At 54.2% G+C, this 26620-nt stretch carries 28 protein-coding genes and 1 tRNA gene; 15 read left to right on the forward strand and 14 right to left on the reverse strand.

What is annotated here, in order from left to right; translation table 11 throughout:
- Positions 1 to 2 precede the first annotated feature (2 nt).
- Positions 3 to 749 carry a rhomboid family intramembrane serine protease gene (locus N9C89_RS10525; protein ID WP_263953839.1) on the forward strand — a complete coding sequence of 249 codons (747 nt, stop codon included), beginning with the start codon at positions 3 to 5 and terminating at the stop codon, positions 747 to 749.
- 53 nt (positions 750 to 802) lie between these two features.
- Here the strand turns inward: N9C89_RS10525 and N9C89_RS10530 are convergent, their stop codons facing one another.
- Both N9C89_RS10530 and N9C89_RS10535 read right to left on the reverse strand, forming a co-directional pair.
- Complete coding sequence (locus N9C89_RS10530; protein WP_263953840.1) at positions 803 to 1588, reverse strand: inositol monophosphatase family protein; 786 nt, start codon at positions 1586 to 1588, stop codon at positions 803 to 805.
- A 72-nt stretch (positions 1589 to 1660) separates the two neighbouring features.
- Positions 1661 to 2578, reverse strand: coding sequence for a LysR family transcriptional regulator (locus N9C89_RS10535; RefSeq protein ID WP_263953841.1), 918 nt, complete (start codon positions 2576 to 2578; stop codon positions 1661 to 1663).
- Positions 2579 to 2672: 94 nt separating this feature from the next.
- On the opposite strand from N9C89_RS10535, the gene metF reads away from it, so the two are divergent.
- The 3 genes from metF (at position 2673) to N9C89_RS10550 (ending at position 4526) form a co-directional block, all read left to right on the forward strand.
- Positions 2673 to 3560, forward strand: a complete 888-nt coding sequence (gene metF, locus N9C89_RS10540; protein ID WP_263953842.1) for a methylenetetrahydrofolate reductase [NAD(P)H] — start codon at positions 2673 to 2675, stop codon at positions 3558 to 3560.
- 81 nt (positions 3561 to 3641) lie between these two features.
- Positions 3642 to 4121 (forward strand): PaaI family thioesterase, encoded by a 480-nt coding sequence (locus N9C89_RS10545; RefSeq protein WP_263953843.1) that lies wholly within the window; start codon positions 3642 to 3644, stop codon positions 4119 to 4121.
- An 18-nt stretch (positions 4122 to 4139) separates the two neighbouring features.
- Positions 4140 to 4526 carry a GFA family protein gene (locus N9C89_RS10550; protein WP_263953844.1) on the forward strand — a complete coding sequence of 129 codons (387 nt, stop codon included), beginning with the start codon at positions 4140 to 4142 and terminating at the stop codon, positions 4524 to 4526.
- On the opposite strand, the gene N9C89_RS10555 is transcribed toward N9C89_RS10550, so the two are convergent.
- The gene (locus N9C89_RS10555; protein WP_263953845.1) at positions 4523 to 5623 is read right to left on the reverse strand and encodes a DUF2235 domain-containing protein; all 1101 of its coding nucleotides are present in this window, start codon (positions 5621 to 5623) and stop codon (positions 4523 to 4525) included. The two genes, N9C89_RS10550 and N9C89_RS10555, sit on opposite strands and share 4 nt — an antisense overlap.
- A complete protein-coding gene (locus N9C89_RS10560) occupies positions 5607 to 7904 on the reverse strand; it encodes a xanthine dehydrogenase family protein molybdopterin-binding subunit (RefSeq protein WP_263953846.1) in 2298 nt (765 codons plus the stop codon). The genes N9C89_RS10555 and N9C89_RS10560 overlap by 17 nt, the downstream gene beginning before the upstream one ends.
- Before the next feature lie 190 nt (positions 7905 to 8094).
- Here N9C89_RS10560 and N9C89_RS10565 point away from each other — a divergent pair, with 190 nt between their 5' ends.
- The 3 genes from N9C89_RS10565 (at position 8095) to N9C89_RS10575 (ending at position 12676) form a co-directional block, all read left to right on the forward strand.
- Positions 8095 to 8526: an Lrp/AsnC family transcriptional regulator gene (locus N9C89_RS10565; protein ID WP_263953847.1), complete on the forward strand. Its 432-nt coding sequence runs from the start codon at positions 8095 to 8097 to the stop codon at positions 8524 to 8526.
- 80 nt (positions 8527 to 8606) lie between these two features.
- Entirely contained in the window at positions 8607 to 11462 is a 2856-nt protein-coding gene (locus tag N9C89_RS10570; RefSeq protein ID WP_263953848.1) for a valine--tRNA ligase, read from the forward strand.
- Positions 11463 to 11563: 101 nt separating this feature from the next.
- Entirely contained in the window at positions 11564 to 12676 is a 1113-nt protein-coding gene (locus tag N9C89_RS10575) for a pyridoxal phosphate-dependent aminotransferase (protein ID WP_263953849.1), read from the forward strand.
- Here the strand turns inward: N9C89_RS10575 and N9C89_RS10580 are convergent.
- Together N9C89_RS10580 and N9C89_RS10585 are read right to left on the reverse strand one after the other, a co-directional pair.
- Positions 12673 to 13872, reverse strand: a complete 1200-nt coding sequence (locus tag N9C89_RS10580) for a pyridoxal-phosphate-dependent aminotransferase family protein (RefSeq protein WP_263953850.1) — start codon at positions 13870 to 13872, stop codon at positions 12673 to 12675. The two genes, N9C89_RS10575 and N9C89_RS10580, sit on opposite strands and share 4 nt — an antisense overlap.
- Before the next feature lie 181 nt (positions 13873 to 14053).
- Positions 14054 to 14746: a TIGR04283 family arsenosugar biosynthesis glycosyltransferase gene (locus N9C89_RS10585; RefSeq protein ID WP_263953851.1), complete on the reverse strand. Its 693-nt coding sequence runs from the start codon at positions 14744 to 14746 to the stop codon at positions 14054 to 14056.
- Positions 14747 to 14830: 84 nt separating this feature from the next.
- On the opposite strand from N9C89_RS10585, the gene N9C89_RS10590 reads away from it, so the two are divergent.
- Positions 14831 to 15559 carry a YgfZ/GcvT domain-containing protein gene (locus tag N9C89_RS10590; protein WP_263953852.1) on the forward strand — a complete coding sequence of 243 codons (729 nt, stop codon included), beginning with the start codon at positions 14831 to 14833 and terminating at the stop codon, positions 15557 to 15559.
- Between the two features lie 75 nt (positions 15560 to 15634).
- On the opposite strand, the gene efp is transcribed toward N9C89_RS10590, so the two are convergent.
- The gene (efp, locus tag N9C89_RS10595) at positions 15635 to 16198 is read right to left on the reverse strand and encodes an elongation factor P (protein ID WP_263953853.1); all 564 of its coding nucleotides are present in this window, start codon (positions 16196 to 16198) and stop codon (positions 15635 to 15637) included.
- Positions 16199 to 16412: 214 nt separating this feature from the next.
- Here efp and N9C89_RS10600 point away from each other — a divergent pair, with 214 nt between their 5' ends.
- Positions 16413 to 16727 carry a DUF6280 family protein gene (locus tag N9C89_RS10600; RefSeq protein ID WP_263953854.1) on the forward strand — a complete coding sequence of 105 codons (315 nt, stop codon included), beginning with the start codon at positions 16413 to 16415 and terminating at the stop codon, positions 16725 to 16727.
- Between the two features lie 128 nt (positions 16728 to 16855).
- Positions 16856 to 18307, forward strand: a complete 1452-nt coding sequence (locus N9C89_RS10605) for a cobyric acid synthase (protein WP_263953855.1) — start codon at positions 16856 to 16858, stop codon at positions 18305 to 18307.
- A gap of 21 nt (positions 18308 to 18328) precedes the next feature.
- On the opposite strand, the gene N9C89_RS10610 is transcribed toward N9C89_RS10605, so the two are convergent.
- The 3 genes from N9C89_RS10610 to N9C89_RS10620 all read right to left on the reverse strand — a co-directional run bounded on the left by N9C89_RS10610 (position 18329) and on the right by N9C89_RS10620 (position 21428).
- The gene (locus tag N9C89_RS10610) at positions 18329 to 19234 is read right to left on the reverse strand and encodes a hypothetical protein (RefSeq protein WP_263953856.1); all 906 of its coding nucleotides are present in this window, start codon (positions 19232 to 19234) and stop codon (positions 18329 to 18331) included.
- Positions 19235 to 19309: 75 nt separating this feature from the next.
- Complete coding sequence (locus N9C89_RS10615) at positions 19310 to 20704, reverse strand: TolC family outer membrane protein (RefSeq protein WP_263953857.1); 1395 nt, start codon at positions 20702 to 20704, stop codon at positions 19310 to 19312.
- A gap of 70 nt (positions 20705 to 20774) precedes the next feature.
- Positions 20775 to 21428 (reverse strand): protein-L-isoaspartate O-methyltransferase family protein, encoded by a 654-nt coding sequence (locus N9C89_RS10620; protein WP_263953858.1) that lies wholly within the window; start codon positions 21426 to 21428, stop codon positions 20775 to 20777.
- A gap of 257 nt (positions 21429 to 21685) precedes the next feature.
- On the opposite strand from N9C89_RS10620, the gene N9C89_RS10625 reads away from it, so the two are divergent.
- Positions 21686 to 21759 (forward strand) — tRNA-Cys (locus N9C89_RS10625).
- Positions 21760 to 21821: 62 nt separating this feature from the next.
- On the opposite strand, the gene N9C89_RS10630 is transcribed toward N9C89_RS10625, so the two are convergent.
- From N9C89_RS10630 to N9C89_RS10640, 3 genes are read right to left on the reverse strand one after another with little or no spacing between them, the layout of a single operon-like run.
- Positions 21822 to 22898: a tyrosine-type recombinase/integrase gene (locus N9C89_RS10630; protein WP_263953859.1), complete on the reverse strand. Its 1077-nt coding sequence runs from the start codon at positions 22896 to 22898 to the stop codon at positions 21822 to 21824.
- Positions 22885 to 23142, reverse strand: a complete 258-nt coding sequence (locus tag N9C89_RS10635; RefSeq protein WP_058239027.1) for a hypothetical protein — start codon at positions 23140 to 23142, stop codon at positions 22885 to 22887. Before N9C89_RS10635 ends, N9C89_RS10630 begins: the two co-directional genes overlap by 14 nt.
- Positions 23139 to 23300, reverse strand: a complete 162-nt coding sequence (locus tag N9C89_RS10640; protein WP_088634878.1) for an Arc domain-containing protein — start codon at positions 23298 to 23300, stop codon at positions 23139 to 23141. Before N9C89_RS10640 ends, N9C89_RS10635 begins: the two co-directional genes overlap by 4 nt.
- Before the next feature lie 27 nt (positions 23301 to 23327).
- On the opposite strand from N9C89_RS10640, the gene N9C89_RS10645 reads away from it, so the two are divergent.
- Positions 23328 to 23675: a hypothetical protein gene (locus tag N9C89_RS10645; protein WP_263953860.1), complete on the forward strand. Its 348-nt coding sequence runs from the start codon at positions 23328 to 23330 to the stop codon at positions 23673 to 23675.
- 2 nt (positions 23676 to 23677) lie between these two features.
- Here the strand turns inward: N9C89_RS10645 and N9C89_RS10650 are convergent, their stop codons facing one another.
- Positions 23678 to 24319 (reverse strand): hypothetical protein, encoded by a 642-nt coding sequence (locus N9C89_RS10650; protein WP_394358499.1) that lies wholly within the window; start codon positions 24317 to 24319, stop codon positions 23678 to 23680.
- A 158-nt stretch (positions 24320 to 24477) separates the two neighbouring features.
- Here N9C89_RS10650 and N9C89_RS10655 point away from each other — a divergent pair, with 158 nt between their 5' ends.
- The 3 genes from N9C89_RS10655 to N9C89_RS10665 all read left to right on the forward strand — a co-directional run bounded on the left by N9C89_RS10655 (position 24478) and on the right by N9C89_RS10665 (position 26371).
- Complete coding sequence (locus tag N9C89_RS10655; protein WP_170349196.1) at positions 24478 to 24690, forward strand: helix-turn-helix domain-containing protein; 213 nt, start codon at positions 24478 to 24480, stop codon at positions 24688 to 24690.
- A gap of 2 nt (positions 24691 to 24692) precedes the next feature.
- Entirely contained in the window at positions 24693 to 24893 is a 201-nt protein-coding gene (locus N9C89_RS10660; protein ID WP_058260737.1) for a hypothetical protein, read from the forward strand.
- Between the two features lie 92 nt (positions 24894 to 24985).
- Positions 24986 to 26371: an IS1182 family transposase gene (locus N9C89_RS10665; RefSeq protein WP_035253452.1), complete on the forward strand. Its 1386-nt coding sequence runs from the start codon at positions 24986 to 24988 to the stop codon at positions 26369 to 26371.
- Positions 26372 to 26620: the final 249 nt, after the last annotated feature.

Raw genomic sequence — 26620 nt, forward strand, 5'->3', positions numbered from 1 at the left:
CTATGTTTCCTATCCGCGATCACAACCCGTCACAGCGAACACCCTTTGTCACTTATGCATTGATCGCGATAAATATCGTGGTCTTCCTGTCATACTGGCAATACCTTGACGACCCTCGCGTGATTAATGCGTTTTTCTGGCGTTGGGCCATGGTGCCACAGTTTGTTTTTGACGGCGCACAGCTTCATACCCCTATAACCAGCATGTTTTTACACGGAAGTTTCATGCATCTTGCGGGGAATATGCTTTTTTTGTGGGTGTTTGGCGACAATATGGAAGACGCGATGGGGCACATAGGCTTCCTCGCATTTTACCTTTTTGGCGGAATTGTAGCTGGGTTTTCACACGCTTTTGCCGATCCAAGCTCAGTAATCCCTATGGTCGGGGCTTCGGGCGCAATCGCGGCAGTCATGGGTGGATATCTATTGCTCTATCCCAAAGCGCGCGTTGATGTTTTGTTTATCTTTATTGTGTTCTTTCGCATCTTCCCGATCCCTGCTTGGATCGTGCTTGGCGTGTGGTTCGGGCTGCAAGTTTTCAACGGATTCACAGCGGATTTGAACACAAGCGGCGTCGCATTCTGGGCTCATGCTGGTGGATTTGTGGCTGGTGTCATTATGACCGCACCGCTCTGGCTTCGCCTCGGAGCCACGAAATTCTGGGAGCGCAATGACGGCCATGCCCCACACCCAGAAACGGAATACAAACTTTCCAAAAGCTCTATTCCGCGTGTCACGCGTCGGAAATAGACACAAAAAAGGCGCGACCAAAGCGCGCCTTCATTAAATTGTGTTCACGCAGTTTAGCCGCGAATGATCTTGGCAAAGCTGTCAAAGACCGGCTCGTTTGCACAGATTACCGCGCCACTCTCAAGGATATTATTTTCTGGCTCAAGCGGTTCAACAAGGCCGCCCGCTTCACGCACCAACACAAGACCAGCTGCCATATCCCATGGCTTCAGGCGTCGTTCCCAGAAGCCGTCATACCGACCAGCAGCCACATAAGCGAGATCAAGCGCCGCAGCGCCCCAACGGCGCACTCCGGCACACGCAGGAAGAATACGCGCCAGATCCTGCAGTGTTTCAGGCAGATCTGCGCGCCCAGCGAACGGAAGGCCGGTTGCATAGATCGTTTCGATCATACGATGACGTCCTGAAACCCGAATACGGCTTTCGTTCATCCAAGCGCCCTGCCCTTTTTCGGCAAAGAATGTTTCATCTTTCGTCGGGTCATAGACAACACCGGCAACAATCTCGCCTTTGTGCTCAAGCGCAACAGAGACAGCCCAATGCGGTAGGCCATGCAGGAAGTTTGTGGTGCCATCGAGCGGATCAACAATCCAACGACGTGTTGGATCTGTTCCGGGAATCTCTTCGCTTTCCTCGGCGAGCCACCCGTAAGTCGGGCGCGCGCCCATAAGGTCTTCTTTGAGGATCGCTTCCGCAGAAATATCAGCTTTCGACACGAAGTCTCCGGCGCCCTTCACAGACACCTGCAGGTTCTCTACTTCGCGAAAATCCTTGGCGAGGCTGCGGCCTGCACGGCGGGCGGCTTTCACCATAATGTTGAGATTTGCACTGCCGATCATAGGGACACTCCTTGTTACGCCCGCGCATATACGCGCGGCACTGCCATTTGCCAAGGGCAAAGGGGGTTTTCGTTACGGCGAAGGCATTCCTCGCTGAAGTTTCACCGGCTCGGTCCGCGCCAATCGAATAAGATTGGACATATAAGGCTTGGCCGCATCATCGGTACGAACGGCAGCATAGAGCCGTTTGGTTTTCCCGTCTTTGCCCAAGGGCCGCGTGACGTAATCGGAATTGTAACGAACTTCACGTACAACCCAATCCGGCAAAACTGCGACCCCACGATTTGAAGCAACGAGCAGAAGAATAACCGCTGTAAGCTCAACCTGACGAACAGCAAGAGGTTCGACCTTGGCGGGTGTCAGAAGCTCGGTGAACACATCAAGCCGCGAGCGGTCCACCGGGTAGGTAATCAATGTTTCTCCGCGAAAATCCTCGGCTTCGATGTAATCTTTCTTCGCAAGCGGGTGGTTCACCGAGGCAAGAAAAACGGGCTCGTAGTCGAAAAGAGGATAGAATTCAACGCCTTCCAGCTTCTCCGGGTCCGAAGACACCACCAGATCAACACCTTCTTTCTGCAATGCAGGCAAAGCATCAAACGCAAGCCCCGGGCGGATATCGACGTCAACATCAGGCCAAGCCTTACGGAATTCTTCCAACACCGGAAACAGCCATTCAAAGCAAGCGTGGCACTCGATCGCGATATGAAGTCGGCCGCTTTTCCCAGAAAGGAGCCCTGCGAAATCCGCCTCAAGTGCTGCGACCTCGGGCAAAACTTTCTCCGCAAGCCGCAAGAGTTTCATCCCCGCAGCAGACAGCCGCAACGGTTTGGAACGGCGCACAAAAAGCTCTACCCCAGCCTGATCCTCAAGCCCTTTGACTTGGTGGCTCAGCGCCGATTGCGTGATGTTCAATACATCCGCCGCGCGCGCCAAACCGCCCGCCTCGTGAATTGCTTTTATTGTGCGTAGATGTCGGAACTCCAAGTGCATTATGCACGTGCCTCATATTAATCTTGAGAATTATGAATTTGTTTCACAAATGGAGATATGTGACAAGGGGCCAGCAAACAAGGATAGAATCGCAATGACCGCCGCCACGACCGCCCCGAAAACACCACGCATCTCTTTCGAGTTTTTCCCACCGCAGTCGCTTGAAGCGTCATTTCGGCTTTGGGACACAGTGCGCGCGCTCGCGCCTCTGGCGCCGAGTTTTTCATCGGTCACTTATGGCGCAGGCGGCACAACTCGTGATCTGACCCATGAAGCGGTTGCCACGATCCACAAGAATTACGGCCTGAACGTCGCCGCGCACCTGACATGTGTTGACGCAACGCGCGAAGAAACGCTGAAAATCGCCAATTCCTATGCAGACGTTGGTGTCAAAGAGATTGTTGCCCTGCGTGGTGATGCACCCAAAGGCGCGGACAAATTCACGCCGCACCCCGAAGGGTTTGCGGATGCCTGTGAACTCATCGAAGCACTGTCCGACACAGGAAAATTCAAAATTCGCGTTGGAGCATATCCAGAGCCGCACCCCGATGCGCCAAATGCCCAAGCCGATGTTGACTGGCTGAAACGCAAAATTGACGCTGGAGCAGATTCCGCGATCACGCAGTTCTTCTTCGAAGCCGATACGTTCTTCCGTTTCCGTGATCGTTGCGAGAAAGCCGGAATTGATGCGCCAATCATTCCAGGCATCCTCCCAATCCAAAGCTGGGCCGGAACACAAAGGTTTGCGGCGCGTTGCGGCACATCTGTTCCAAGCTGGGTTGCCGATGCGTTTGAGAAGGCAGAGCGCGATGATCGCACAGAGCTTCTCGCTACTTCGCTCTGCACAGAATTGTGCAGCGAACTGATCGACGGGGGCGTCGAAGATTTGCACTTCTATACGCTCAACCGCCCAGAACGGACACGCGACGTGTGCCATGCACTTGGCATTACACCGGAAGCGTCGCTCGAAAACGTCGCGTAACCGACTTTTCGCGGCTTTCCATTTCGTCGTTCCACACCTAGGCTTCCCCTCAACTACATTGAGAATTGAAGGGGGAGCGATATGAGCCAGTCGCCCATAAAAGTATCGAGCACAGAGGACATCCTCTCGATGTCGGGGCTTGAATACATGCAAGAAATGCTTGCTGGAAATGTAAGCCCACCGCCGATATCCGGCGTTATGAACTATCGCATTGTCGAAGTCTCCGAAGGCAATGTTGCCTTTCGCGGAACCCCGCTTCATAACCACCGCAATCCATGGGGCGCTGTACATGGCGGCTGGTACGGCACGATCCTGGATACCTGTATGGGCTGTGCCGTGATGACAATGCTCCCTAAAGGGTCGGCCTATACAACGCTGGAATACAAGGTGAATATCACCCGCTCTATTCCACTTGGCATGGAAGTCGAAGCTCGCGGGACAAGTCAGCACGCAGGGCGGTCCACAGGTATTTCCAGAGGTGAAATACGCGGAGTCGAAGATGGTAAACTCTACGCCACGGCCTCGACGACTTGCCTTGTCATGACGCCAAGCAAATCATAACGGGAATAGGACATTCAGATGGCACACACCGGTTCTTGCCTTTGCGGCGCAATTACCTTTGAGATTTCAGGTTCTCTATCCGCTCCCGACGCATGCCATTGCACTATGTGCCGCAAGACCTCTGGTCATTTCTGGGCTTCGACCGATATAGACAAATCCGCGCTCAACATCACGGATGTCTCCTCGCTCAAGTGGTTCCAATCCTCCGCGAAAGTCAGACGCGGATTTTGCGAGACTTGCGGATCAAGTCTGTTTTGGGAGCCTTTGAACAACTCAGGCAAAATTGCGGTTGCTATGGGCGCGATAAATCAACCCACTGGAATTAAGTTGGGCATGCATATCTTCACGGCCGAAAAAGGGGACTATTATGACATCAAAGATGGATTGCCCCAAAACGCGACCTAAGCCTCTATTTGTGACGTTTGCTCCGGTTTGATTTCAGGTTTCGCCGCCTGCCGCAACTCCAACGCAAGCTTGTGATCTTCTGGCACCGTCTCGTGAACGCGCTCCGAAATATCACGGCCAATCACACGAGTGCCACGGGCAACGAACAGCATACCCCAGCCCCGCGTTGACCCGACCGATGGCGCGTCTGGATCACAGTCGATGGTTGCGCGCCACCCCTCTGGCATGGTCAGCCCGACAGCTTCGGCCTTCTCCAACATCCAAACCAGTGGGATATTCGCAAGCGGACGTGCGGCCTCAAATCCACTAAGTTGCCCGCCGATATCTCCATGGGTTCCACGAAACCACATCTGCTCGACATCGCCGTGCCAGTCTGGAGGGCACGACCAGAGAACAGGCGCAAAAGCAGACCGATTTTCATCTAGCGCCAGCGCATGGTACCCGTGCTTGACGGCCCTTCCGAGCTTGTGGTTGTGAAAGGCGTGTTTCGGCTCTGTCAATCTCCACAGAAACGGAAGCCGCATGCCCAGCGCTTTTACCGTATCCCAAACACCAACCATCTGAATATCGACTTCTGTTCGACAATAGGCCGCTTGAAACTCCTCGATCGCACGAGAGTGCCTTGGCCCTTGATACAATCGATATGCGGTTCGAATATTCCGCACAGTGGCGTGCTCTGGTTTGAGCAAACCAACGCGATCAATGACTCCGGCAAGGCTTCTTACCGCGAAGGCTCCGCGTGAATACCCAAAGAGGAAAATCTTGTCGCCCGTGTGATACCTGCTTGCAAGGAAACCGTAAGCACCGCGAATTTGACGGTTAATGCCGCGCCCTTCCAACACGTCTCGCGTATTGCGCCAGCTTCGCCATTGAACTCCAGACGCGTAGCGTAAATTTGGCCGGACTTGCGCAGGCAACGCGCAGAGCATTTTGTATAATCGGCCGGCGTTTGTTTCGTGCCCTTCATCAAGGCTCGACATCGTGCCATCCAGAATGATCACATGCGTGACTGGCCCGCGCTGTAGTGTTCTTGGTGTCTGCTCTCGCCCGCCACCAAACCCAATCCAATTCCTGAGTCTGTTAAGAAGCCGCGCCATTTGCGTCCTGAAGCATCTGCCACACTCGGCTTGGCGTGAATGGCATATCTGTTTTACGCACGCCACGTTCCCAAAGAGCATCTTGAACAGCATTTGCAACGGATGCCATTGAACCGACCGTTCCTGCTTCGCCGCAGCCCTTCATTCCCATCGGGTTTGCTGTGCTTGGCGTGCCTTCGGTTGTGAAATCAACGAATGGCATATCATCCGCACGCGGCATGGCGTAATCCATAAAGCTTGCCGACAGAAGTTGCCCGTCGTCATCATAGACCACCTGCTCGGTGAGTGCCTGTCCCAGCCCCTGCGCAACGCCGCCGTGGATTTGGCCCGCAACAAGCATCGGGTTGATAAGGTTGCCAAAATCATCCGTCACAGTGTAGCGGACAACATCGACTTTACCGGTCTCCTCGTCAACCTCGACCTCTGCCACGTGCGCGCCATTCGGGTATGAGCGCCCGGGAATCTCTGCTGTCGCTGAGAAGCTCAACAAGTCTTTTCGACCATCTGCCATCGCCATCGCAGCAGCTTCAAGCATGGTTGGCGCAAGGTTCGACCCTTCAGCACGAAAGCTCACGTCATCAAACTTTACTGCCTCTTCATCGACGCCCATTTTCTCGGCGAGGTAAGGACGGTAGGCCGCGACGATCTTTGTAACAGCGGCGAGTGTCACGTGTGTTTGAACCGTCACAGAGCGCGAACCGCCTGTACCGCCACCGCGCGCGATCAAATCGCTGTCGCCCTGAACAACGTTGATCTTGTCGGCGGGAATTCCCGTTTGGTCCGACAGGAACTGCGCATAGACCGTTTCATGCCCTTGCCCGTTGCTTTGAGTACCCACGTATATGCTCGCGGTGCCGTCTTCGTGAAATTCGACCTTCGCGTCTTCCGAAGGATCACCAAGGATACTCTCGATGTAATAGCAAAGCCCCATGCCACGAAGTTTCCCGCGGCTGGCACTTTCCGACTTACGAGCGGCAAAGCCCTTGAGGTCGCATTCCTTCTCAACTCGATCAAGAACACGCTCAAAGTCGCCAACGTCATATAGTTCACCCGTCGCCGACCGATAGGGGAACTGATCTTTGGGGATAAAGTTTTTGCGCCGAAGCTCCCAAGGATCAACGTTAAGTTCGCGCGCTGCGGCATCCATCGTACGCTCAAGCGCAAAGATCGCTTCAGGTCGACCAGCGCCACGATACGCATCGACCTGCGTGGTATTGGTAAAGATGCCCTTCACCGCATGGAACGTTGTGGTGCAGTCGTACGTGCCCATCAGGACTTTGGCGAAAAGCTCGGTCTGGATCGGTTGTGCGAAGTTCGAATTATAGGCACCAAGGTTGTTTACGGTTGTGACGCGATAAGCGAGGATCTTGTGGTTTTCGTCAAAAGCAAGCTCGCAGGTCGATACAAGATCGCGGCCCGCATTATCTGTCAGTATGCTCTCTGATCGATCTCCCATCCAACGCACAGGAACACCCAACTCACGAGCGGCGGCGGCGGCAACGAAATACTCCGGATACGGCATTGCTTTCATACCAAATCCACCACCAACGTCGGGATTGGTGACCCGGATATCGTCTTCGTTCATCTTTAGAATTCGTTTGATTTGAGCCTTGTAAGGCCACACACCCTGCCCGTTGACCGAAAGGTGAATGCGCTGCCCGTCATACTCGGCGAAACACCCGCGCGGCTCGAGCGAATTCACAATGATACGGTTATCAACAACCTCGCAACTCACATGGTGCGCTGCTTTTGCAAACGCCTCTTCTGTGGCCGCTTCGTCGCCCATCGCCCAGTCATAGGCAACATTGTCCGGCGCCTCTTTATGCAAAGGCTCTCCCCCGGCGCACACTTTGACATGCGCAGGCAATTCTTCGTAATCAAACTCAATAGCTTCCGCCGCATCGCGGGCCTGTTCGAGCGTTTCTGCCACGACAACCGCTACCGGATCACCAACAAATCGGACTCGACCCTTGGCTAGAAGCGGTCGCATGGGATCAGCGCCTTTGCTCCCGTCGCGGTTTTTTACAACCGTACAGGCAAGCGTCGCGTCTAGCCCCATGGCCTCAAGCTCTGCCATGCTCAGGACGAGTTTAACCCCATCCATTTCTCTGGCATCTTCGAGGTTCAGCTCGGTAATCTCCGCATGGGCAACCGGCGAGCGCAAGAAATAGGCATGCAAAGCACCCTCTGGCGTGATGTCATCAACATACCGGCCCTGCCCTGTCAGAAACCGGATATCCTCTGTTCGCTTAACAGACTGACTTTTACCAAATTTATCCATCGAAACTCGCCTCTTCCCTGTCCGCATGATCGGGCATCCTCAGCCATAGACCTTAACTCCGCCAGCCTCACTGTCCAGCAGGTTTTGCAAATATCCGAGTAACCTCGCATGCCGCAAAACTTGACAAGTCGCCAAGCCTAGCGCCTTAAATTGTCTGCGAACATTCTCGCCGGCAACCGATGAAACCCAGATGGATGCACTCGACCGAACCTTGATCTCCGAGCTTAGCACAGATGCACGGATTTCCGTTGCCCACTTGGCGCGCAAACTCGGCGTGGCGCGTAGCACCATTCAAACACGCATCGAAAAGTTGGAGGAAAGCGGCACGATCGCCCGTTACACCATCCAGCTGGGCGATACCTCAAGCATCGGCAAAATCTCTACAACTGTTCTCGTTGATGTCGAGCCGAACGCGCTACCCGAAATTCTGAAGGCTTTGGAAAAGATCGCCGAGGTCAAACGCATTCACACGACCAGTGGCCGTTTTGATCTCATGCTTTGGGTAATCGTCGACACCCCCCCAAACCTCGATGCGGTCATCGACAAAATCGCTGCGATCACCGGTGTTCGTCGCTCCGAGAGCCTAATTCACCTGTCTACCAAGCTGGATCGCGCCACTTAATTCATCGCGCCCCCTTTCCCTTGCGCCCTCTATTGGGTATGGCAACGAGAACCAGATTTATCCGAACCGAGGGCCCTGAAATGGCGATGGAAAAAACATTCAACGCGGCAGAAGCCGAAAGCCGCCTGTATGAAAAATGGGAAGACGCTGGCGCGTTCAAAGCGGGCGCAAACGCCAAGCCCGGTGCTGAAACCTTTTCCATCATGATCCCGCCGCCCAACGTGACCGGCTCGCTCCACATGGGCCACGCGTTTAACAACACGCTTCAGGATATTCTTGTGCGTTGGCACCGGATGCGCGGCTTTGATACGCTCTGGCAACCGGGGCAAGACCACGCGGGCATCGCCACGCAGATGGTTGTCGAACGCAAACTCGCCGCAGAGAACCAACCTTCCCGCGCAGAACTTGGCCGCGAGAAATTCCTAGAGAAAGTCTGGGAGTGGAAAGAGCAATCCGGCGATACGATCATCAACCAGCTTAAACGTCTCGGCGCGACCTGCGACTGGTCTCGCAACGCCTTTACCATGGACGACAATTTCCAGCACGCCGTGCGCAAAGTATTCGTCGACATGTACAACAAAGGGCTGATCTATAAGGGCAAACGTCTCGTTAACTGGGATCCGCACTTTGAGACGGCTATTTCCGACCTCGAAGTCGAGAACATCGAAGTTGCGGGCCATATGTGGCATTTCAAATACCCGCTCGCAGGTGGCGAAACCTATGAGTACGTCGAGAAGGATGAGGACGGAAACGTTACCCTGCGCGAGACGCGCGATTACATTTCTATCGCCACGACCCGTCCTGAGACCATGCTGGGTGACGGCGCGGTTGCGGTTCATCCTGATGATGCGCGTTATGCGCCAATCGTTGGCAAGCTTTGTGAGATTCCGGTCGGCCCGAAAGAGCAGCGCCGCCTGATCCCGATCATCACAGATGAATACCCCGACATGAACTTCGGCTCAGGTGCGGTCAAGATTACCGGCGCGCATGACTTCAACGACTATCAAGTTGCCAAGCGCAACGACATTCCGCTCTATTCCTTGATGGACACCAAGGGCGCGATGCGTGCGGATGGCCTTGCCTATGCCGACGCAGCAGCCCAAGCCCAAGCCATCGCTGAAGGCGGAGACGCGCCCGCAGACGTCACTGAAATCAACCTCGTTCCCGAAGAGTACCGTGGTCTTGACCGCTTCGAGGCCCGCAAGAAAGTCATCGCGGACATCACCGCCGAAGGCCTTGCGGTCATGACTACAGAGACAACCAAGGACGAAGACGGAAACGAGCAAGAAGTTCAGGTTCCGTTTGTTGAGAATAAGCCAGTGATGCAGCCGTTCGGCGACCGCTCCAAAGTGGTGATCGAGCCGATGCTAACCGATCAGTGGTTTGTGGACACCGCCCAGATCGTTGAACCCGCGCTTGAAGCCGTTCGCAATGGCGACACTCAAATCCTGCCCGAAGCCAATGCCAAAGTGTATTTCCACTGGCTGGAAAACATCGAGCCTTGGTGTATCTCGCGCCAACTGTGGTGGGGCCATCAGGTTCCGGTTTGGTATGATGACGAGGGCAACGAATATTGCGCCGCCACCGAAGAAGAAGCCATTGAGCTTGCGGGCGGCAAATCCCTGACCCGCGACCCAGACGTGCTTGATACGTGGTTCTCCTCTGGCCTTTGGCCCATCGGAACGCTCGGCTGGCCGAACGACACCGAAGAGCTTAAGAAATACTTCCCGACGGATGTACTCATCACAGGGTTTGATATCATCTTCTTCTGGGTTGCCCGCATGATGATGATGCAGCTTTCTGTTGTTGATCAAATCCCGTTCCACACCGTCTATGTCCACGCGCTTGTTCGCGATGAGAAGGGCAAGAAGATGTCAAAATCGGTGGGCAATGTGATTGACCCGCTTGATACAATCGACGAGTTCGGCGCGGATGCGGTGCGGTTTACGCTGACGGCCATGGCCGCGATGGGTCGTGATCTCAAGCTGTCGACAAGCCGCATTCAGGGCTATCGCAACTTTGGAACGAAGCTTTGGAATGCCGCTCGATTTGCCGAAATGAATGATTGCGTTCCGAGCAAGGATTTCGATCCAACAGCCGTAAAGCAAACTGTTAACCGCTGGATCATTGGCGAAGCGGCCAAGGCACGTGTAGAGTTTGACGCGTCGCTTGCAAACTATCGTTTCAACGATGCCGCAAATGGGCTCTATTTCTTTACGTGGGGCAAGGTTTGCGACTGGTTCGTGGAATTTGCCAAACCCCTGCTCAACTCGGATGACGCAGAGATCGTCGCGGAAACACGCGCAACGATGGCTTGGGTTATTGATCAGTGCCTTGTGCTACTGCACCCGATCATGCCGTTCATCACCGAGGAGCTTTGGGGCTCAATTACTGCTCGCGACAAGATGCTGATCCACGCGGACTGGCCAACATATGGCGAAGACCTGATTGACGAGGACGCGGACCGCGAGATGAACTGGGTCATCGGCCTGATCGAAGGCATTCGCTCTATCCGCGCGGAAATGCGCGTTCCCGCAGGCGCCAAACTTCCAATGCTGCAAATCGAGCTTGATGCAAAATATCAAGGCGCCTTGTCGCGCAACGAGGCGCTGATCCTCAAGCTCGCACGCATCGAGAGTATTGCCGCTGTGGATGCCCTGCCAAAAGGCTGCGTTACCATCGCCGTACCGGGCGGAACATTCGCGCTGCCGATTGCCGACATCATCGACCTTGAGGCTGAAGAAGCCCGCCTGACCAAAGCACTTGGCAAGGTCGAAAAAGAGTTTGGCGGATTGAACGGCCGGCTTAACAACCCGAAATTCGTGGCCAGTGCGCCTGAAGCCGTGGTTGAGGAAAGTCGCGCCCGATTGGCGGAGCTTGAAGAAGAAGCCACCAAACTTAAAGCGGCCAAACAACGCCTCGCAGAACTCGCTTAAGCAATACAAAATCAGTTTCGGGCGGCCTTGGACTTCTCCAGTGGCCGCCCGATTTGTTTCTGCCACTTGAACACCCTTCAAATCCCGCGATAATCCCCACCATGACAGCACCCAAAACAACCGCCATCGCCCAAACCCTTTCGGCAATCAGCCCCTTTGTCGGGCCGGAAACCAACGAACGTGCACGGGGCAAACCCTTTGCGGCTAGGTTGGGTGCAAACGAAAGTGTGTTTGGCCCCTCGCCCAAGGCAATTGCAGCGATGCAAGATGCTGCCAAAGACGTGTGGATGTACGCGGATGCGGAGTGCTTTGAGCTTCGAAATGCGCTGGCCGACTATCACGGGCTATCCGCGGATAACATTCTAATTGGCGAAGGGATTGATGGCCTGCTGAACTATGTTGTGCGGCTGTTTATCGAACCGGGAGATTGCGTTGTGACCTCGGCTGGAGCCTATCCGACATTCAATTATCATGTCGCCGGATTTGGCGGGAAAATCGAAACTGTTCCGTTCAAGGACGATCGCGAAGACCCTGACGCGCTGCTGGATAAAGCCCGCGAATGCGCCGCGAAGCTCGTCTATATTGCAAACCCAGACAACCCAATGGGCTCCTGGCACAACGCGGACGTCATCGAAGATATGATTGCGAGGCTACCTGATGGGTGTTTGCTAATTCTTGATGAAGCTTACATCGAATTCGCGCCTGAAGGCACCGCACCAGAATGGGACATGGATAACCCGCAGGTCTTGCGAATGCGGACCTTTTCAAAGGCGTACGGCATGGCAGGAGCGCGTGTGGGCTATGCCATCGGGCATCCGGATTTGATCCGCGACTTTGGGAAAATTCGCAATCACTTCGGCGCAAGCCGCATCAGCCTTGAAGGTGCAGTTGCCGCTCTCGCTGATCAAGACTATCTGGTGCAGACTCAGGATAACGTTGCACGATCCCGCGCTCGGATTGCTGAAGCCGCCAGAGCAAATGGGCTTGAGCCCCTGCCTTCGGCCACGAATTTCGTGACGATTGATTGCAAAAGCGACAGCGCATTTGCCAAGCGCGTTTTGTCGGAATTGATGGAACGGGATATTTTCGTACGGATGCCGTTTAACCCACCGCAAGACCGTTGCATTCGGATTTCTACGGGGCCGGAGCGGGAAATGGAACTATTCGAAGAAGCCCTACCAAAAGCACTGACTGCTGCGCGCGCCGAAGACTAAGCCTCTGCGATAACCCGCACCGCCGCATCCATCGCGCCACTTCCATGCTGGATGTTGAGCGCCTTTAGGCCAGCGTCAATGCAGCCAATAACTCCGAGCACCATATGCGCATTTACATGCCCCATGTGGCCAATGCGGAAGTGGCCGTGCCACTCTGGTGATCCGGAAGGCGCCATGCCCAGCCCAATCCCAAGGGTCACGCCCAAATTTTCAGTTAAATAATCGCGGAGCGCAGTTGCGTTGGGCGCATCGATATTAACAGATGTGACAACAAAGCTGCGAAGGCTTTCATCAGCGATGTTTAACGCGATTGACCCTTCTTTGCCCCATGCCTCGAGAGCAGCCCAAACAGCCCGTGCGAGCGTTTTGTGTCTGGCATAGGCATTCTCGAGCCCTTCTTCATGGACCAGCATCGTCAGCGCCTCTCGGAGCGCAAATAAGTGATGCGTTGGCGCAGTCCCAGCGAAGTACTGGTAAAATTCGTCCGGATTCGCGCGCGGGTTCCAATCCCAATACGCCGAGATTTGGTTTAGCCCGTTTCGCGCTTCTGCGGCTTTCGGGCCAAAAAACACAAAACCTACGCCTGGCGGTGTCATGAGTCCTTTTTGACTTGCTGCGATCATGACGTCGACGCCCCAATCATCCATCCGGAATTCTTCGCAGCCAAGGCAGGCAATACAGTCAACCATCAACAATGCTGGATGCCCGACCTCGTCTATTGCATCCCTTAACGCCTTGATATCATTGCGAACTGATGTGGAGGTATCAACCTGCACAGTCGTAATCGCCTTGATCTCGCACTCGGTGTCAGCACGAAGGACCTCTTTGATAACTTCGAGATCGTAAGTTGCGCTCAACCCGAAATCGAGAACACGCGGTTTAATCCCAATCCTCGCTGCCATCTCGGCCCATCCCGCACCAAAACGCCCCGTAGCAAGCGCAAGCACTGTCTCTCCCGGTGCCAAAGTGTTTGCGAGTGCGGCCTCCCAAATTCCGTGGCCATTGGCGATATAGATTGCGACGTTATGTTTTGTGCCTGCAATTGCCTTAAGATCAGGAACAACGCTCGCCACCAAGTCAACCAACTCACCCGAATATATGTTCGGCGCCGGACGATGCATTGCCTGCAGCACACGGTCGGGCATGACCGACGGCCCAGGAATTGCGAGATAGCTACGTCCGTTTGCGAGGCTCATATTCGGATCCTTTGAAAGTACTCCAAATCGGATTACTCACCAAATTTATCGACGTCAATTGATCTTGAGCCGCCTTGCCTCTCTTTGGCATTGCTTTAGGCGAAAACAACAATGCCAGAGCGGTCTTTTGCGGCGAAATCCGTTTTTTATCGCCGCACACACCAATTTAAGAACTTCGATTTCACGAAGAAGATGTGGCGCTATAGCCTTTGGCCAGCGTCTCTGGCGAGGCGCCAAGCAAGTAACGCGTGAGTGTTATCCAGTTGCGCAATACGCGCCGCGTGTACCCATCGCGTTCATAGCGCTCAGCACTGGTTTCCACATCACAACCAGCAGGTTTGAGCCTGCCCCGCAGCGCGCGCGCAATTGCTACGTCTTCCATAAGAGGTTGATCGCGGTAACCGCCAATTTCTTCATACAAAGCCTTAGAAATCAGCAGAGATTGATCACCGTAAGGCAGCCCCATCAGCGACGATCGCAGATTTGCTCCTCGGGCAATAAGTCCTGCTTTGATCCCGCCTTGGGCGAACTTGAGCTTGCCGTAACCCGCTTGATCTGGGCGAGCGGCAAACGAACTTACCGCCTTGACCCAGCCTGCGGCGAGCTTTGTGTCAGAGTGCAGAAACAGGAACCATTCGCCATTCGCTGCGTTTGCGCCGCGACGAAGCTGCCCCCCGCGTGACGCAGGGCCAGAAACAATTTCGGCTCCAACATCACGAGCAATTTCGAGCGTTCTGTCGAATGAGCCTCCATCGCTCACGATCACTTCGCGTATGATACCTTGAGCAACACCTTCCATCAGGCTCGCGAGCGTATCCGGAAGCCCCGCTTCAGAATTCAGTGTCGGAATAACAATCGAGAGAGGTGCCCGCATTTTCACGCAATCATTAGATTTGCTTCTGTCCTTTTCACAACAGATACACCTATATTGGTCTCTGCTGTGAAAGAGGAACATACAATGTCTAGCGATACACGCAACGTCTTGAAAATATCCGGCAAGGATCGCGTAGAGTTTCTTCAGGGGCTCGTCACCAATGACGTTATAAAAGGCGGCCTTATCTATACCGCGCTGCTCACCCCTCAGGGCAAGTATCTCGCCGATTTTTTCCTGCTGGATACGGGTGAAGAGTTTTTAGTGGATGTTGATAGCAGCCTCACGGCGAGCCTTGTCCAACGGCTAAACATGTACAAACTACGAGCCGATGTTGCGATCGAAGAAACCTCGCTCCGCGTATCCAACGGCTTGGGCGAAACTCCTGACGGCGCACATGCAGATCCAAGGCACCCTCAACTAGGCTGGCGATCCTACGGAGAGTCGGACGATACAATGGACCTAACCGCGCTTCGCGTCGCGCACACTATTCCACAAAGCGGTGTTGAGCTAACGCCCGACACTTATATCCTCGAAGCTGGCTTTGAGCGGTTGAACGGTGTGGACTTCAAGAAAGGCTGCTACGTTGGGCAAGAAGTTACCGCGCGCATGAAACACAAAACCAAGTTGCGTAAGGGGCTAGTAACCGTCGAGATTTCTGGCGCGGCGCCCATAGGGACCGAAATTACGAATGCCGGCAAACCGGCGGGCACGCTCTATTCGCAAGCGGGAACCCAAGCGATTGCCTATCTTCGGTTCGATCGCGCAAAAGGTGATCTAAATGCAGGAGACGCTCGCATTACCGCAAACCTCTAACGCACTAGTATGTTAAATTAGAGGGGTGCACAAAAAAGCCCCGCGTTGGCGAGGCTTAAATGACTTTTCTTAACCTTAGGCGCGCTCGGAATATTCCATCGTTTCGGTATTCACGACAACATCCTCATCCTGCCCTACAAAGGGTGGAACCATGATTTTAACGCCGTTGTCCAAAATTGCGGGCTTAAAAGAATTGGCAGCTGTCTGCCCCTTTACCACCGGCTCAGTCTCGACAACCTTACACACGACTTTCTGTGGAACCGTCGCATTAAGCGCCTCTTCATCATAATATTCGATCACAACTGTCATACCATCCTGAAGAAAAGGACGTCGATCACCAAGAATATCAGAAGGCAGTTCGATCTGGTCGTAGGTCACCGTATCCATGAAGACCAACATTCCATCATTCTCGTACAAGAATTGTTGATCTTTCTGCTCCAGACGCACGCGTTCGACCTTATCGGCGCTGCGGAAACGTTCGTTCAGTTTTGAACCGTTGCGGAGATTTTTCATCTCAACTTGGGCAAAAGCGCCGCCTTTTCCTGGCTTTACGTGGTCTACTTTAACCGCAACCCACAGCCCGTCATTGTGTTCAAGCACGTTTCCAGGCCGAATTTCGTTCCCATTGATTTTTGGCATTTCAAATCTCGTCGCAAAGGTTGATGTAAACGTTTGTGTACCTATATATTGAGCGACGATAGAGAACAAGACGACTATATCGGACGTTTGAACTACAGAGCTATGCGCTCAACGCATAAGTGATATGCATTTCAAGGTATACCGAATCGCGCAATTATCGCCATATTCGGCAAACGCCCCAAAGTGCAAGAGCAAGAATCAAAAGGACGACGAGATGGCTGATTTCGTTGATGGCACCGCTTTCAACCACGAACAAGGTAATCGCTCGCGAAAGTTATTCGCAGCGGTGGTTTTGGCTGCATTGGATGATGCAATTGCAGATGACAAAAAATATGGCAACGGTCCTGAACAGATCGCACGCTGGGCACGTTCGCGTGACGGCCGTGAAGTTCTGTCCTGTGCCGGAATTGACCCGAACGAACGTGTTGTCGAAGGGTTGATGGAATTTGTTTCCAACGGCGTGCGGACGTCTGTTGCGCTCTCCCGCGAGGAAAGCGAACGCCGCAACCAGCAGGCCGAAGCTGCCTAAATCCTCACTGCATGTGAGAGTAACAAGCGCGCCCTCAGGGCGCGCTTTGTTTTTGTGCGCCTAGTTCTTGTACTTCGCGGGACTTTCCCCGACATTGCCTAGAAACAAGCGACAGTCGGAGCATCTTCTTGGCAAAAGCAATCATGATACAGGGCGCGGGCTCTAACGTCGGCAAGTCAATGATTGTTGCCGGCCTCGCGCGCGCGCTGGTCAATCGCGGCTATTCGGTATGCCCCTTCAAGCCACAAAACATGTCAAACAACGCAGCAGTAACGCGTGACGGCGGAGAGATTGGGCGCGCGCAGGCTCTTCAAGCCATGGCTGCCCGTGTAGCCCCCATTGTCGACATGAACCCAATACTTCTCAAACCAGAGACAGACGTCGGTGCGCAGGTCGTGGTTCGCGGTCAACGACGATGTAGCATGAAGGCCAAAGAATATGGCGCATTTAAAGAAAGCCTGCTTCCAGAAGTGCTGTCGAGTTTTAAGCGGTTGGCAGGAAGCTGCGACATTGTTCTCGTTGAGGGCGCAGGCAGCCCTGCCGAAATCAACCTTCGTGCAGGCGACATTGCCAATATGGGCTTTGCAGAAGCCGCGTCTGTTCCCGTTGTCCTTATAGGAGACATTGACCGCGGCGGTGTAATTGCACAGGTCGTAGGCACCCATGCGGTCCTTCCCGAAGAAGACCGCCAAAGGATCAAAGCCTTCGCAATCAACAAGTTTCGCGGCGATGTCAGCTTGTTTGACGAAGGGTTAACAGAGATTTGCGATCGGACCGGATGGCGCTCTCTCGGCGTTCTCCCTTGGTTCCCTGACGCAGGAATGCTGCCTGCCGAAGATATAATGGACATTCGAGCAACGCACCAGGGAACGTTCAAGATTGCGGTGCCCCGCCTCAACCGGATTGCCAACTTTGACGATCTTGATCCACTCCTCGCCGAAGAGACGATTAGCGTGGAAATCGTTGAACCCGGGTGCCCACTGCCGGGCGATGCCAATCTCATTCTGATACCAGGCAGTAAGTCGACTATCGCCGACCTCGCCCATTTCCGCGCGCAAGGATGGGATATTGACCTCGCCGCCCATATTCGCCGTGGCGGACATGTCTTAGGAATCTGTGGGGGCTATCAGATGCTCGGCAAAGAGTTGATCGACGACATGGGCCTAGAAGGTACGCCAACACGCGTGAAGGGCTTGGGGCATCTTGACGTCATAACAAAAATGCTGCCCGAAAAACGGCTAGAGCTGTCCAATGGGCGTCATATTGAAACCGGCCTTTCGATCAAAGGCTATGAGATCCACATAGGCGAGACCGATGGGAAAGACTGCGCCAACGCAGCCTTCGAAGTTGGTGGCCGCCCAGAGGGTGCAGCTTCCGGGAATGTTGTCGGGTGTTATCTACACGGAATTTTCGCCGCTGACGAATTTCGGCGGGCCTTTTTCGCGAAACTAGGCTTGGACATCAAACCAAGACAGCATGAAGCGCAAGTCGAAGAAACGCTCGACGCGCTCGCTGCGCATCTAGAGCTGCACTTTGACATCGATGGTTTGTTAGCGCTTGCCGAGCCCGTCGAAACTTAGTCCAACAAACTCTGGCAAATTTCAGTCGAAATCGGGCGAGCTTACGATCCGGTGAATTTCACGACGCACAAGTTTGCGCACATTGCGTGTAATTCTCTCACCAAGAGCACCTTGGAGTTCGCTACGAACAATCTCTGAAACCAACTCGCGCAATGCCTCTTCGTCAAAGGCACTCTCTTCTTGAGGAAGGTTCTCGGTGGTGGGCTGCGGTACGATCTCGTGGACGTTTGCAGCGGTATCGTCTTGTGCAGGCGTCTCTACTGGCTGAAGAACTGGTTTGCTCTCCTGAGCCTTTTGACGGCGCATGAATGCGATATCGATGGGCTGCTCCGATGGTGTCAGAGCCCGCGCCAATTCGGCATCGATCTCGTCATCTACTTCTTCTAGCGGCTGTGTTTCAGGAGTCGACCCAGCGATTTCGCTTCCGTCCGGTTCCCAATCGCTTTGCTGGCCGGAAATCGCGGCTTCGAGTTCGGCAATCGTCGCTTCCAAACGCGACTGCGCCCGTGAAATATCGGCGCGCAATTCGTCACTGGAGCTTGATGCACTTGGCGTATCGTCTTTGATCTGCTCGTCGCTCAATGGCGTACTGAGGACAAGCGGATCAGTTCGATGCCTGAACAATGCTTTACGGGGCTTTTCCGTTTCGCGATTTTCGGAAGCAGCACTGTCATCAGCCGATTCTAATTCCCGCACTGGCTTTGCTTCAGACTCTTGGCTCTCATTCACACGAAAAGCTGGCGTTAAAACCAGCGCATCACGCGGCTTTGCTTCTGCCAGAGGCTTGTCGCTTTTAAGCTCAAGCACACTTGCTTTTTCAGTCTTTGCAACGACGTCATCGTCTCGCTGTGGCTTGTCCTCTTTGAACAAGCGGCGGATTGATGAAATTACGTCTTCGACTTCAACATTTGTCACGGAATCGGACATGATTTTTCCTGCTGTCACCTCACGAAAGAGTGTACTTCGATTTCCCCCGTCTGCCAACAGATAGAGAAAATTCGATTATTTCGAGAGGCTCTTTAGCACACGATCCAATGCTCGACCTTGCTGGCTGAATGCCGCCGGCGCGTTTTCAACAGCTCTGTAATAGGTCTCTGGGTCGTATGTTTGCACGTTCAAATTGAGGTTTTCCGCAGTCAGAAGCCCCATTGACGCCAACAAACCATAGGCCGCGAGGTACTGGTTGGTTGTTGCATCAATGACACGCGCGCGCGCATCCAAGAGGTTCTGTTCGGAGTTCAAAACGTCGAGCGTTGTACGCGCACCAAGGCGGGCTTCCTCACGAACACCTTCAAAAGCGTCCGTTGCAGCAACAACCTGAGCCTTCAGAGCCTCAAGGCTGGCACGCGACACGAGGAGAATAGACCATGCACGTCCAACGTTTTCGTCAACGTACAGTCTTGCCTGGTGAAGGTTCGCGCGTTGCCCCTGAACATTCGCCAATGCCTGACGTTGAACCGAAGGAATGCGGCCACCTTGATAAATCGGACCGGACAGCTCCAGACCGACCGATGCGTCAGAACGGTTAAATGTTTGTGAGTACGCTGTGTAGCCAGCACGTGCGGTTGCCGAAAGTGTAGGACGGTAAGCAAGACGTGCGGCTTGTTCGTTGATTTCCGCAACTCGGACGAATTTCTGTGCAGCGAGAATATCCGGATGCGTACGCAGTGCGACTTGACGTGCGGCTTCAAGCGACGAAGGCGTCGTCGGTGCGCGCGGTGGTTCCACATAGCCTGTTGGGTATTTGCCAATCGCGGTCCGATAGACTTCGCGGGAGATCGCTTCTTGGCCCTGCGCTTCGACAAGATCGCTACGTGATGATTCGAGGCTAGCCTGAGCGAGCGATACGTCTGTTCGCGTTACTTCACCAACATCAAAGCGGTCCTGAGTGGCCTGAAGTTCTTGTGTCAACACTGCAAGGTTGCTGCGCGCGAGGCGAACAAATTCTTGATCTCGGTGCAGACCCATATATGCCGAAACGGCGTCATACAAAACTTGCTGTTCAACAGAGATCAGGCCCTGCCGAGTAGCGAGGACTGCTTCTTTAGCGGCTTCAACAGAAAGCTGGTTACGACCAAAGTCGAAAAGGATGACTTGCGCGCTGATGAAAATATCACCACTGAGGACGCTGCCCTGACCAATCGCAGGGTTCTGTGCATCAAAGTAATCGCCATAGGTACGCGCGATATACGATAGTGTCGGGCGAAGGGATGCCATGGCTTGCGCCACGTCTTCGTCTGCAGCGCGCAAAACCGCGCGGTTCTGCTCAAGCAAGCCACTATTGTTGTATGCAGCTGCCAATGCCGAAGGCAAAGATTCTGCGCGAACGACGGTGGAACTCGCCAAAACAATTGTCGCCGCGATGGCCGCTCCACGTTTCAGAAACTTAAGTCCCATATCCACACTCCCGGTTCATTGACCAATTATTACTTAATAAAACACAGAGGAAACGACTCTCCGGTTTCTGTTATAGTACAAATTCTTCTGTCTTTTCAAATCCTAGCAGCACAGGTGCATCCGCATTGAAGGCTCTGCGCCACGCAATTGTGCCATCCGTTTTCTGACCGATCCGAACCTCGCCGAGTGTTCCCTCTACAAATAGAGCCGCAATTCGGCCGCCATCTTTGAGTTGATCCGCGATGGATTGAGGCAATACTTCGATACCGCCTTCGATAACGATAATGTCGTAAGGACAGTGCTTCGCCGCACCGTTAGCAAGTGGCCCTGCGACGACTGCTGCGTTGTCTATTCCACCGGCCGATAGCGTTTCCTGAGCAGTATCCGCCTGTGCTTCATCGCTCTCCACACCCACGACAGTATCGCCCATATGCGCGAGCACTGCAGTCGAGTACCCAAGCCCACAGCCCACATCGAGGATCAGGTCACTTGCCTGAATATCAAGCGCATCAAGCATTTTACCGAATGTACGTGGCTCCAGCAGCACCCGCCCTTCGCCTAACGCGATATTTCCATCAAGATATGCCGCTTCCCGCAGCTCCTCTGGAACATAATCTTCGCGCGGCACTTCTAGCATAGCCGCAATAATCGGGAATTTGGTAACATCGGACGGGCGAATTTGTGTATCGACCATCATTGTGCGGCGGGTAGAAAAATCAGTCATTGACTAAACTCGTTCGTCTAGTTTCGTTTCATCTGTGATGCCACAGTTCAAGAAGATGAGCAATAATCGCTGGCAGCCAGAGATGTATTCTTTTCAAGACCATCAAAAACGTTGAACAATTACCACATTTAGCTGGAATTGTTCGCATTTTTGACGGTCGCGGTTTCGCTCAGTGGAAAAGAGCACTTGAAGTGCTCTAGATATGCTCCTAAACAACGCACGAACGGCGACTCTTAACGAGATGCCACACCACAAAAGGCGAGTTGGCGGAGTGGTGACGCAGCGGATTGCAAATCCGTGTACACCGGTTCGATTCCGGTACTCGCCTCCATTTAAAAACAATCACTTACATCACTCCTTGCCGTGTTTGAGGCCCCGCGTTTACAGGGGCGTTTACATTTTTGTGTCTTGAGACAGTGATTTTGCTCGATTGAGCTTGCGCAAAACCGCATCGCTTTCGTCCGGGCTAACCTGCGCATAATGCTCGATTACCTGCGCCGCGTAGCGAACCGACCACCCCATCAGCACCGCAATCTGGCGCAAAGACAGATCGGCATTCAGCAATCTTGTCGCCGCCGTCCCGCGTGTATCAGACAGAGTCTTCTCCCTGCCGTCGATCCAAGGGGGGATCTGAGCTTCGCGCCGCCACTTGGTGATCTGGTTCGATGCCCAACGGGCCGTCAAAGGCCTGCCAAGCTCTGACACCAGCAACACCTCTTGGCCTTCCGGCGTCTCTGCGATCAATTTCTCAAGTGCCGATGTGGCAGGGATATATGCGATCTGGCCGCGCTTACTGGTCCTGAAACGAAGGCGCTTGCCGTGCGGCGTGTCTTCGAATTGGTCCATTTTGACCTGAACCAGATCGGCCGCTCGCAAACCGGTTTCGCATCCGGCGGTCAGGATCCTCTGCACCCATTTCGGTGCGTGCTTATTGAACTGAGCGATATCGCCGCTCGTCCAGATAATTTCTGTGCGGTTCGATTGGTAGAGTTTCTTGAGCTTGTGGCAGTGGTGCTCTTTCAGCTTCCCCTCTTCCACCGCCCAATTGAGGACGCGCGCCGCATGGGTGCCTGCCATATCGTGCTGCTTGGGCGAATGAAGCCACTTCTTGCGCCAATTGTTAACCTCGCCCCTTGAGGCGCGCTCTTCGAACATCGCGACAGGATCGGCACCGAACTCCTCGCGGAACAGTTCCAGCCATTTGCGGATATCAGCCTTTGAACGCTCAGCCTTGGGCAAGGACGCACTGGACAGAAAATCGTCGACCAAGTGAGTCGTCAGATATTCAGCCGGGCTCACGGGCTTACCGCACTGCGAAAACGCATGGAAGAATTCGGGCTCTTTGGGGTTCGGGTCCGTCCCCTCCCAAAATTTGGGGCCGCCCCGCCAGGCATAGAAATGGTAGCGAACACCAGACACAACTTTGCGCCGGACACGGTGGACGCCCTTGGGAAGGTTACTTCTGGGCACGGCGCGCTCTCCGCTGTGCAACGAGGCTCGGTTGCGAAGTGGCCTCGCGTTCTGCCGCGCTGATGCCCTGAACAGCATCCAATCGCGCGCGAATGAGTTTCGGGTCATACCACCCGCGCCGCCCTGGCACCGGAGCGATACCAGTCCTACGGCAGAAGTCATAGAAGGACGCGCTCGGCTCACTGTAGCCGAAGAGAAGCGCAAGCTCTGGGGTCGGAATCAGCTGAATATGGCTTGGGCTCATTTTTCAGCCCTCTCACCCACGGCTTCTTGCCGCGACATTGCTGCCCGCAAACAAGACACCACCTGAGCGCCCTGTGAGCGTAAGTTGCGCACAGCCTCCTCTTCGAGCCAGGCTTTCACGTCCGCTGGAAGGTTAAGTTTGAATTGGGTTGTCTTCATATTTACACCTCAACAAAAGGACATAAAATGTCCATACCATTGAGGACAAATATTGTCCATCATGCAATCATGAAAGAAGAAGCCTTGGTCCAATTCAAACTCTTGCTTCCTGCCGCGCTCAAGAAGCGTCTGGAAACGCATGCCACACTGAACCGGCGCAGCCTGTCTCAGGAAATCGTCGTCGCCCTAGAGGAGAAGTATCCGGCCGCAGAACCGGATGCGACATCCGATCCAGCGGCCCGTATGCTGTTCTGGCTCGCCAAACGCATCCGTCGAAGAAACCCAAAGCCTGGGACGCCAAGGGACAAACAAGCCGCGCTATATGAACGCATTGCGGGCGATATCGCGGAACGCATGAAAGACATCGGCGAATAACCCTAGTAGGCCACCCACTCATATCCGTGGTTGCCCTCGTGATCTTCCCATTCAACACCGACGCCACGCAGCCAACTCGATGACGAACAGCGCCGCGACGGCAGTACCCATTGCGGGGCGGCGGCTGGTGTCGTGCGGTGCCAGCCGAATTCGCCCTGCGTGCCATAGGTCCCGAGGCGCATGTTGTAGCTCTCAGAACAATCATCATCGCGACCACGTTCACGATGACTGTAGTGTCGAACATCCCAGACACGGATCGAGCGCACGAAATCGAATTCCAGACCGCTGATGTCGATATCGGCACTGCCTTCGACCACCTGAGCCAGGATGACTTGGCCAAGCGTCTGACTTGATTGGTTGCTGGCCTCCCAGACTTTAGGGGCAATACTTTGCAACGGCGCGCGCTCAGAAACCCCCATCGGGCAGCGCCAGATTTGCAACGGCGGCTCAATCGGCCAGGGCGTGATCCGGCGGATAAACACTGCTCGGGCGTGGGCACATTCTGCTGACGCGGGCCAACCACCGGCCAGGCAAAGCAGAATGGCGCAATCGACCTGATAGGCCTTTGCCGCCTGCGGGGCCACGGTTGAAAGAAGAGCCACGACAGCTCCGGCGCTCAAATTTCTGATAAGTCTGCACCACATATCAATAAATGCCTTCTGACTACATTACTGCATTATTGATACACTAGCTCCAATCTCAATCTCCACACCATATGCGAGCATAGTGTTTATGATGTTCGCGCGCGTTTTGTGGAATATATTCCGTAGAGCGGTTCTTGTGATCTGGCCGAATAGAGGCCATGAAATTACGGGAACGAGTAGGGTTAAATGTCCGGAATCTAAGAAGTTCCAGAGGATTGAGCCAAGAACAGCTAGCTTTGGCTGCGGATGTAGATCGCAGCTATATCAGCGAGATCGAACTCGCCAAAAATTCAGCATCAATCGATGTTCTGGAGCGGATCGCACTTGCTCTCGAAATCGACCCACAAGAGTTATTAAACAAGAGGGGCTGATATTGCCCGAAATTACGAGTGTTCGCACAACGGCCGAAGCCATCGGCCGTATTTCATGCATCAAAACAGGTGAAGAAATCGGCCTTCTGTATCGCTGGGACAACGGCGAGACGCAGGCTGCGTTGCACAATGACGGCGAGCCTATAGCGCAACACAACTCAGAGCTTACCACTGAACCAGACATTGGTGGAAAACGCAGCTAACGGCCGGAAAGAGCCCATTCTGTTGAAAAACTCACCCTTGATCGAGGCCGAAGTCACTGATTCAATTTCCATATTGAACGGGGGATTGAGTGATGATGGGACCGAGACAAGAAGCGCAGGCGGCTTTGTTTTACGAGTTTTCGCTGGAAGATCATGTGCCTCAAGCCCACCTGTTGCGCTCGATTGATCGGTTTGTCGATCTGAGTGGCATTCGCACCCATCTTGCGGAGTTCTACAGCCACACGGGCCGCCCTTCTGTCGACCCTGAACTCCTGATCCGCATGCTTCTGGTGGGGTATTGCTTTGGCATCCGCTCCGAACGCCGCCTGTGCGAGGAAGTGCATCTGAACCTGGCCTATCGATGGTTCTGTCGGCTCGACCTCAATGACCGCGTGCCCGACCATTCGACCTTCTCGAAAAACCGACATGGGCGGTTTCGGGAGAGCGAACTGCTGCGCCATTTGTTTGAGACGACTGTTACCCGTTGCATCGCAGAGGGTCTCGTGAGCGGCCAACGTATGGCCATCGACGCCAGTCTGATCGAGGCTGACGCCAACAAGCAGAACTCGACACCGAAGGAAGAATGGGACGCGACAACCATTGATCCCATGGATGCACCACGCGCCGTTCGAGAGTATCTCGACACATTGGATGAGGCGGCCTTTGGCGCTGCCAGCAATGTGCAGCCGAAGTTCACATCACATTCCGACCCCGCCAGTCAATGGACGGCAGCCCGCAAAGGTCCTGCATTCTTCAGCTATTCCGACAATTATCTGATCGATACGGATTATGGGGTCATCGTCGACGTCGAGGCCACACGATCCATTCGGCAGGCCGAGGTTGGGTCCACCAAAACAATGCTCAGGCGCGTGAAAGACAGGTTTGATCTGCACCCGGAGCGCCTAATCGCAGATACCGCCTATGGCACCGGGCCGATGTTGGGCTGGCTTGTCGAACGCAAGATCGCCCCACACATTCCTGTCTTTGACAAGTCCAGCCGCAGCGATGGCACATGGACGCGTGCTGACTTCGAATGGGATGCAGAGAACGATCAATACATCTGTCCGGAGGGGCACGCGCTGAAGCAGTTCCGTCGCAACTATTCCGACCCGAACCGAGGACCCACCGGCAAAGGCACAGCCCGCTATCGCGCATTGAAACTGACCTGCCAGGCCTGCCCATCAAAGGCCAAATGCTGCCCGAATGCCGACGCTCGCAAGATCACACGTGAAGAACACGAAGACGCACGTCAAGTCGCTCGCGACATCGCCAAGACCCGCCAATACGAGATCTCAATGAAGCTCCGAAAGAAGGTCGAGATGCTCTTCGCTCACCTCAAACGCATTCTCGGCCTCGGGCGGCTCCGATTACGCGGACCATGCGGTGCAAATGACGAATTCCTCCTCGCCGCAACCGCCCAAAACCTCCGCAAACTGGCAAAGATCTTTCCCGCACCGCAGCAAACGCGCAAAGCCTGATAGAAAAGGCGCTCGCGCTATGTTCAGCACCGCGCTTTCTGCGTCAGCAACACGTTGTTTTTCCACAGAATCAGCCCAAAGTGAACAATGCTGCATCGCGTTCCAATGTAGGCTCTCATAGCCGAGGATGAAAAAGTGACAAAATCAAACCGAGTTTCGCCAAGGGTTTGTGGCAGAGTATCGACACCGGTAAGATCCAAAATGCTTGTAAAATTGGCCTGTGATCTGTCAGATGCCAGCGGCAGAAGG

The sequence above is a fragment of the Halocynthiibacter sp. SDUM655004 genome (assembly GCF_026015885.1).
Lineage (GTDB): Bacteria > Pseudomonadota > Alphaproteobacteria > Rhodobacterales > Rhodobacteraceae > Falsihalocynthiibacter > Falsihalocynthiibacter halioticoli.